At 36.7% G+C, this 8,741-nt stretch carries 5 protein-coding genes and 1 pseudogene; 3 read left to right on the top strand and 3 right to left on the bottom strand.

Annotated elements, in window-relative coordinates:
- The first annotated feature begins 291 nt into the window (after positions 1–291).
- A complete protein-coding gene (locus ACFINX_RS04710) occupies positions 292–777 on the top strand; it encodes a hypothetical protein (RefSeq protein WP_375611687.1) in 486 nt (161 codons plus the stop codon).
- Between the two features lie 1,640 nt (positions 778–2,417).
- On the opposite strand, the pseudogene ACFINX_RS04705 reads toward ACFINX_RS04710, so the two are convergent.
- Positions 2,418–2,554, bottom strand: a pseudogene (locus tag ACFINX_RS04705) (integrase); the annotation flags it as partial.
- Between the two features lie 451 nt (positions 2,555–3,005).
- Here ACFINX_RS04705 and ACFINX_RS04700 point away from each other — a divergent pair.
- Both ACFINX_RS04700 and ACFINX_RS04695 read left to right on the top strand, forming a co-directional pair.
- On the top strand, positions 3,006–3,449 hold the full coding sequence (locus ACFINX_RS04700) for a hypothetical protein (protein WP_375610680.1): 444 nt from the start codon (positions 3,006–3,008) through the stop codon (positions 3,447–3,449).
- Positions 3,450–5,145: 1,696 nt separating this feature from the next.
- The gene (locus ACFINX_RS04695; protein WP_375611688.1) at positions 5,146–5,919 is read left to right on the top strand and encodes a DUF4167 domain-containing protein; all 774 of its coding nucleotides are present in this window, start codon (positions 5,146–5,148) and stop codon (positions 5,917–5,919) included.
- 1,774 nt (positions 5,920–7,693) lie between these two features.
- On the opposite strand, the gene ACFINX_RS04690 is transcribed toward ACFINX_RS04695, so the two are convergent.
- Both ACFINX_RS04690 and ACFINX_RS04685 read right to left on the bottom strand, forming a co-directional pair.
- Positions 7,694–8,143 carry a hypothetical protein gene (locus ACFINX_RS04690; RefSeq protein ID WP_375611689.1) on the bottom strand — a complete coding sequence of 150 codons (450 nt, stop codon included), beginning with the start codon at positions 8,141–8,143 and terminating at the stop codon, positions 7,694–7,696.
- A 45-nt stretch (positions 8,144–8,188) separates the two neighbouring features.
- Positions 8,189–8,554, bottom strand: coding sequence for a hypothetical protein (locus ACFINX_RS04685; protein ID WP_375613650.1), 366 nt, complete (start codon positions 8,552–8,554; stop codon positions 8,189–8,191).
- Positions 8,555–8,741 lie beyond the last annotated feature (187 nt).

Here is an 8,741-nt window from a genome sequence, read left to right as displayed (position 1 = left end):
TGAGGTTGTCTGAGGTTGTCTGAGGTTGTCTGAGGTTGTCTGAGGTTGTCTGAGGTTGTCTGAGGTTGTCTGAGGTTGTCTGAGGTTTTCTGAGGTTGTCTGAGGTTGTCTGAGGTTGTCTGAGGTTGTCTGAGGTTTTCTGAGGTTGTCTGAGGTTGTCTGAGGTTGTCTGAGGTTTTCTGAGGTTGTCTGAGGTTTTCTGAGGTTTTCTGAGAAATGCAAGAGCCGTACAACGAAAAAAGAGATGCAAATGCCTTAATACGCGTTTAGCTTATCAAAAAGGGGGATATAATGGCACTTTTTCCATTTTCTATTTCTGATATTGATGATCCGGAATGTATTCGTGTGGTTCTTTATGCTAGCGGAAGAATGGGACATGCTCCTTTAAACGCATTGTTGAAGAAAGCATATGAAGATATTACAAAAATTGCAAAGCGCATGGATGCTTTAGAAAAAAAATTAAATGCTCTAGATCTTATCAATGTCGAACAGAAAAAAAATGAGAAAGAAGAGAAGCAAGACAGTATTAATAGTGTTGTGAGTGGTGGAATAACGACACCAAACAGTTTTGTGAGCGCACCAGAAATTAAAACAGAATCATCGTCCGTTGGAGACATATTTTTTTCTCCAATATACGAGGCGCCAAAAATAGACTACAGCTCTTTTATTTCAAAATTTACAGCACATAAGCCGCTAGAAATACACAGTAGTGTTACTCAAAACATCAGTGTTGAGCATTCTAGAGAGATTTCTTCTTTGTTAGATAAGGAAAAATAGAAAAGAGTGATCATAACAATATGTATGGGTTGAAGCTATAGATGAGATAAACCTGATTTATATCTTCGGTGGGGATTGGAATTGCACTCTGTTTGAGATGTTAAAAAATGGTAAAAATTGATAGAGAAGCGTTGTTGCTGGATAAGTTGGTCATGCGTTGTTGGGGAGAGTAGGGCGCATATTGAAATCTAAGGGTAAGTTTTTAAAGCCTACAGAGCAAGGAGCCATGCCCAAATAGAAACGCATGGCAAAAGAAGCTTTAAAAAGATAAAAAATCGTGCAATCATTTTAAAAAGCTTTTGGATAGAGCGTTTGATGATTTTAACTCTATAAATAATTTGCGGTTTTTACGCTTTTTTAAAAGAGAAAAAGTGCAGATCCTCGCAATTTTAATTTGTTAAAAATCCCATAAAAAGAAAATGTTAATTGCCAAAAGGACAAAAGCAGAAAAATGCCTATAAAAAAATCATGCGTATCGTTGTGTTTTTTCTTATAAAGAAGAGAAATGCTGTACTGTTGGAGCAGGCTTGAAGGCTAACGTTTCACTTGTTTTCTTATCAGACAAGATTGTACAAGCGGTTGTTGATTTGTCTTATCCTGTTTATGCTGTAAAGACTGTCCTTTCAGGTGTGATGATATAAGGCAAGTCTCTTTGTAAGAGCTTCCATGATACAAAAAGTGTTTTTTAAAGGGCGTGGCAAATATTTAAGGCAGGCTTATTTGTTGAGCTTTAAGTTTAAATCAATCACATGTGAGAAAGCCAAATGGACCCCGATGCAATCTGGGCTGTTGATAGATCAGATTGGGTGAAGAATCTTCATCTTTTGAAGTGGTGAATGTAAGTTAAGAAAAACCAGCTTTTACAAGCGTAAAAGAACGGGTCTTATTATAATTATGGACTTAAATCATGTGTGTTTTTTCATGGATTATATTGAGATAAAGCTACAAAGTATTTTGATTTATTTGATACGTTTTTATTTTAGAAAGTGTATTGTTATAAACAGCTCTCCTCAATACGAATGTATCATTATTTATACTCTTTTTGGATATTTTTATAAATATAATTAAAAAGCTTGCAATACTATACGTTTTGTGTATAAGTATTTATTATTGATTTCTTTTGTATTTTATTTAGTTATATCTCTATTCATAAGCCGCGCCTTTAAATGGTGCGGCTTTTTTTACTTTCTAATAACAGGGGCGCTATATATTTGTTATTGAGATGGCTTTGGATATTTTTCTCATTATTGTATTTTGTGATTTCATTTTGCAGTGAAATCTTTAAATTCTTGTGTGTTTTATCCCAATAGGGAAGATTCAAATAAAAATGCAGGCGTCTGGGGTTGGTTTCTTTGCTTTGGTTGGGGGGCGTTGAATAGTTAAAGAATCTTTGTGATTGTTTGACGGAGAATGATATGAGGTGAAGCATAAAATGGTGGCGCATTTGAAGGGCCATTATCATACATGCCAGCATGGTCAAAAATGCAAATGTGTCTTTAACAGTGTTTGTTGATCTCGATTAGAAAGTCCATTCTTTTTTGTTAGGAGTTTTACATCTATAATCTCTTATCTTGTTTTAGCGACTGCTTTTTGAGGGGGCGGTAATAGAAGGCGTATAAGATTTTATATATGAAGTGTTTGTGTGGTGAATAACGGTAAATCCATTGAGCACTCCCATCTTTACGCTTATGTAGAGGCAAGCCCGCACCATTATTGTATTTTCTAGCTCCCAATATTTACGACAGCCTTGGTTCGTGAGACGATTCATAAGAGGCATATGCCTTTCTTATACAGTTTTTAATCCACATGCTAGCTCCGCTTGTAACTTGTAAGCAACATGGTTTTGATTGTTTCAATAGAAAACAAACTTCGGATGAGAGAATCCTATGGTGTTCGGGTTTCTCATTCAACATGTAAAACAATAAATATTCTTTATAAATCAATATGACATGTCTTAACAAAGACGAATTGTTTATAGATCCGCATGGATGAAGAATCTTCGTCTTTAAAAGTGGTGAGAGAAAATCATCAGCCCTATTTTTTCATAAAGGGCATGAGAAAAGTGTTTCATAAGAATTATATACGATAAGAATTATACGGTAAAAAAGAGAGTCTTTTGACATAAGAGTCTTGATCGTTTGCGGCTATAACCTGTATTGTGTACACAGATACTTCTATCATTTTTTGCTGTAAAAGCTTCTCTTGGGATATTAAAGGGTACAATCTTTATGGAAAAAAGAATCCGAGCAAGACAAAAGGCTTATTTCAAAAGATTATATCGCAAGATTGCTTTTGTTTGCATAATACTTTTTTGTATAGTGTTTTTGTGTTTTGTTGTTGCAAAGGTGGTTAGTTATTTTTCTTCTCATAAAAAAGTAACACAACAAGCACCCGTTGAATTGGTTATTCCTGTTTTTGATCTACGCGTATATTGCAAGGAAATTTCTGCCTCCGTTATGCCCGATATGAAAAGAGAGGTTTATCAGCATTGTCTTAATTTGGAAAGTGAGGCCTATTTTGCTATTCGTGAAATGTGGGATAAGCTTTCTGATAGTGCTAAAAAACAATGTTTGACGAGGGTCCGTCCTGGGGATGGAAATTATTTTCTCTTACGAGACTGTTTTCTGAATGAAAGAGAAAATAAAACAGGCAAAAGGCGCAATTACTTTTAAGTTTTTATATGGAAAGTTAAAAGGATGCGAATTTTGATAAAAAGATAAAAGCCTCTTAAATGACTATCTGCCTCATGACCAATAGCAGCTTGATTTATTTATCTTGTTATATCGCACTTCTTATTTAAGGTGTGGCGACATAAGGTATGGATGGCCTCCTTGAAATATTTAAGGGGGCGGGGTGGAGTTTCAGGAGGGTTTGTTGCGCTTTTTAAAGGGAAATAACGAGTGTGGGAAATCCATTTCGTAATGGTTTTGGTGAATGGTATAATGGTAAAACCATCATGAAATGTATAAAATTTATAAAGCAAGTTCATCTTTATGGTTTAAACAAAGAATAAGCCGGTACTATCTCACACTTTGCTCGCTCCCAATGGTGCCTCTCGACAGCCCCTTAGCCTTAGAGAGGGTTCATAAGAGGCACTTTTAGTCTTTTTTATTGTTTTTACTCCACGCAGGTTTTCCTACGTGTAACATGCAAGAAAAAGAGATTGATTCAACAGCAAACAGATTGAGGATGAAAAATCCTACGGTATTAATTTTCTTACTCAACACAAAAAATATGAATTATCATTACAAATCAATTCAGTGTATGAATTTTATAAGTATTTTCATTGTTGACAGACCAGTGTGATTTGAGAATCTTCCTTCTTTGAGGGTGTAAGTCAATAGACATGACAAAAATGAGTAAAAAAACATTCCTTTTATAAACATTTACCGCTTCTTCATGCGTAAAGCGCTGTGCTGGGTTTAAAAATGTGCTTGTTTTATAATTCTAGTTTTCTTTATCAGAAAATTCTTTATCAGAAAAGATAAGTAAGGAAATACGTTAGGCCATTCTTATTGATAGGCTTTGAGGAGGGTATTTTTTTGAGAAGAAGCTGATTTTTAAAAAAGTGTGACATATTGGTCGTTTTTTTCATAATTTGATATTTTTTTGTATTTAAATATTTTGTTTTTAAGCTCAATTTGTTATAAATAAAAACTGTGATTAACTTAAAAACTCTATGGGTTAAAATAAAAATTGATAGTATCATTGACTTGTTTGGGAAAGAAGATTGATCTCTTGGTGATTATAGGGCTTGAATAATACTTCGTGTTAATCTATCTATAAAAGTTAAGAGGTTTTGTGAGGCGATCGTGGATTATCGCTCGCAAGGGGTTGCTTTAGCGATGAAGAGAGGCTATATTTATAAAATAAAGAGGTTCGCGCAGTGACTCGTTGGGATGGAAGTGCTTGTGAGTTAAATGCACGAGGGGGTAGAGGATATCGGCGTTTTTAGGAGCGGTGGTTTTAGAGCAAAAAAGGAAGCTTCTACTATTCTCTGGCAGGAATTTTTTCTTTGTCGGGTGTGTTATATGTGTGTTTTCCTTTTTGTTTTCCACAAGATAATTATTTTTTTTAGTGAAATATGGTTTATTTTAAAAAAAACACTTGGCATTTTACGTGAACATCATTAGGTTTCTGCTGTTTGACAGAGAAAAAGGGAATTTTTGATTTACGATTTCCCTGCTGTTTTGTGATTTTCAAGAAAATATATGCTTTTATCAATATCAGTAGGGTTCGTTTGAGTGAAATAAACGCGGATAGCTTGATAATCGTATGTTAAACATGATCAGCATTATCAAAAGATAATGTAATGAGGAAGCGTCAATTAAGACACACATAAGACAAACACTCCAAAAAGGGATAAAGATGAGGCCACAACAAAATAGACGGGTACGCGGTCGCAATAATAACAATAATGGTAATAACAATAATAATCGTCGCGGTCCTAATCCGTTGTCTCGCAATTATGAAAGTAGCGGTCCGGATGTTAAAATTCGCGGGAATGCTCAGCAAATTGCCGATAAATACATAAGCCTTGCGCGTGATGCACAAGGTGCAGGTGATCGTGTTATGTCGGAAAATTATTTACAACATGCCGAGCACTATTTGCGTATTATTTTAGCAGCAGCTGGGCAAATGTCTCAATCGGTTCGGCGTGATGAAAATCGTGGTGATGAAAACGAAAATCGTGATGAAAACAATGGGCAAGAATGCGGTGAAATAAATCTTGATGGTGAAAAAAAGGATGCTGTCGAGGGTGATACAGATGTATTACAAATGTCGTCGCAAAAAAATGGCAATGGCCAATATGATAAAGCGCAAAATGGGGATGCGCGTGAAAACGCTTTAGAGGCTCTATCGGATGAAAAAACAGATCAAGAGCACTGCCTCTCTGAGAAAAATGTTGAACCTGTCAAAAAAATACGTCGTTCTCCTCGTCGACGTACTGTACGGACTCAAGATGAATCATCTCTTGAGCTTTCACTTACAACAGCAGAAAGCTCTAGCAATGGAGATGCATCAACAGCAACAAAAACAGCAACAAAAGAGGATTCTTCTTTGCCTGGATTAGGTGAGGGGATACAGAGAAAACCACGCCGTCGCCGAGTGGTCAATCTTGAGGCAGAGGAAAATGTTTAAACCTGAAGGGTGCTGTGTAAGCGCGCTTGTGTGGTGATGTTATTGGTATCATGATAATAAATTATAATATGCTCAAGAAGCTTCTTGCGCTTTCCTTGAGTTTTCACGGGGCTGTATTGAGACTTAACGAAGGCTGTTGACAGAAAAGATTGCCTCTTTGCTGAGATTTAAGTAAGGGGATACAGGGGAAGATGCGTCGTCGCTCAAGTGGTCAATCTTGAGGCAGAGGGAAATGTTTAAACCTGAAGGGTGCTGTATAAGCGCTTGTGGTGATGTTATTGGTATCATGATAGTAAATTATAATATGCTCAAGAAGCTTCTTGCACTTTCCTTGAATGTTCACGGGGCTGTATTGAGACTTAACGAAGGCTGTTGACAGAAAAGATTGCCTCTTTGCTGGGATTTAAGTGAGGGAATACAGGGGAAGATGCGTCGTCGCTCAAGTGGTCAATCTTGAGGCAGAGGAAAATGTTTAAACCTGAAGGGTGCTGTGTAAGCGCGCTTGTGTGGTGATGTTATTGGTATCATGATAATAAATTATAATATGCTCAAGAAGCTTCTTGCGCTTTCCTTGAGTTTTCACGGGGCTGTATTGAGACTTAACGAAGGCTGTTGACAGAAAAGATTGCCTCTTTGCTGAGATTTAAGTAAGGGGATACAGGGGAAGATGCGTCGTCGCTCAAGTGGTCAATCTTGAGGCAGAGGGAAATGTTTAAACCTGAAGGGTGCTGTATAAGCGCTTGTGGTGATGTTATTGGTATCATGATAGTAAATTATAATATGCTCAAGAAGCTTCTTGCACTTTCCTTGAATGTTCACGGGGCTGTATTGAGACTTAACGAAGGCTGTTGACAGAAAAGATTGCCTCTTTGCTGGGATTTAAGTGAGGGAATACAGAGAAAACCGCATCCGTGTATTTTAAGAGGCAGTTCTTTTATGAAGAACGCAATGTCGTTGTTTTATTTAATTCACACTTATATTCAATGTATTCATGCCCATTTCGCACTGGTGTTCATGAATTCTATCATGTGAAATCCATCGGTTATCTTTGCTTAATAAAAGATGTAAACTGGGCGTTATTGCTTTAATTTTCAATGTTGCAACAGTTCTTCTTTTGATACCTGATCATTCATAAGAGGTATTTTATTCATCCATTTCCTTGCTGGGATATGTGAGGAAATGATTTTGATTCAGTTTTTTACGAACAGATTTGAAAGGGAGAATCTTACAGTATTTGAGGTTCTCATTTGACATGCAAAATAAATCATCACTATAAATTAATATGTTGAATTTTTGCACTCAAGAAGAGGTATTTCTTGCACGTTTATTAGCTTTTCCCAAGTGATGTCATTTTCTTAAAATGGGAATGCGTTGACAGAAAGGTTTCTTCTTTTCCAAGATTTAAGTGAGGGGATACAGTAAAAAACGCGCCGTCGCCCGTGTGGTGGATATTTAAGACTTATCACATTAATTTATAATAATAATTCATTGTTTTGAATGTTAGGTGAGGGCCCCTAAACCCCTAGAATTCTCTCATTTCCAAATTTGTTCCATGTTGGATCAACAAAAACCATTCGCTTGCACGTTGCAAACGGGGAGAGCCCGTGTGGATAAATTTGTATAAGAAGGAATAAAAATGGCTCTTATGAACTCTCTCTAGCGCCAAGGATTGTGGGCAACATCCACGAGTTGGTAAAGCGTGTGATAATGCCGGCTTGCAGAAAATGTTTAAACCTTCAGAATGCTATGTCAGCGCTTATTGATGTTAGTTTTCTTAATGAGGCATTATCTTCGCTCTCTCTTTTGTTGTTTCAACAGAAAGAATGGAGACAAGTGCACCGGTATGATAATTGTAAATCATAAATTTTGTTTGTCCATCAGGGGTTAAAACTTTCAGTACAATATTGTGTTCTGAGAGGCTTTGCGACAAAATCTGTGTTTTTTCCGGTAGAGAGAGCGTATGATGGATAACGTGTGGGTTTTTGCTGAGAGAGGAAGATAGCTCTGTTTGTTTTGGCGCTGATCCGGTTTTTATCACTTTATAAACAATTAAAAACAGTACGGTTAGAATAAGGAAAAGCGTTATTAAAACGGAAATAATCATTAAACCCATAAGTTTTTTTCTCACTCGTTCTACGGCAGGGTCTAAAGGGAGATCTTGAGGCAGAGAATTTTGCTCTGTGTGATGGTCTTTTGAAGGGTGCATTCGCTTATTATCCATCATGTCTTTCATTGATTATTTTTTTTGAGATCTGATGGGTTTATGCTTTTAAAGTTTTTTGTGCAAGAGGTTTGTGGAAGAAGAATGTAAAAGAGGAAGCGATGTTGGTAAAATATCTTCTTTGTGTACTGTAGACAGCTTGTCCTTTACGTTTTGGCTTTTAAGCAGGAAATTTCCATGGTTTGTTACAGACCAGATCAAGTTTACTTCTTGTTGATGTAAACTGGGTTGTACGTTTATACATTGAGCAAAAATTTGTTGTCCATAAAGTGCAAACTTTTTTGTGGACGGGACCATGGCCTGTTCACAAGCTTGAGCCGTGGGATAGATTTTAACCATTGTATTGTTCGAATAGCAACTATTAAAATCATCTGTACATGAAACTAATAAGAGGATAAAAACAAGGGGATTCATCAATTATTTTCCAAATGACAGGTTGACAGAGCGGACTCCAATTTGTCAGCCTAGGGGCTTCTTCACTGTTAAACGCTTTCACAGTTTTTTAGTTCCCCTTTGAGATGTCGGTTCCCCTTTGAGATGTCGGTTCCCCTTTGAGATGTCGGTTCCCCTTTGAGATGTCGGTTCCCCTTTGAGATGTCGG

It is taken from the genome of Bartonella sp. AP36NXGY (genome assembly GCF_042195865.1).
Taxonomy (GTDB): domain Bacteria; phylum Pseudomonadota; class Alphaproteobacteria; order Rhizobiales; family Rhizobiaceae; genus Bartonella.
Note: the sequence above shows the minus strand (reverse complement) of the source record. Positions and strands in the feature narration are given on the sequence as shown.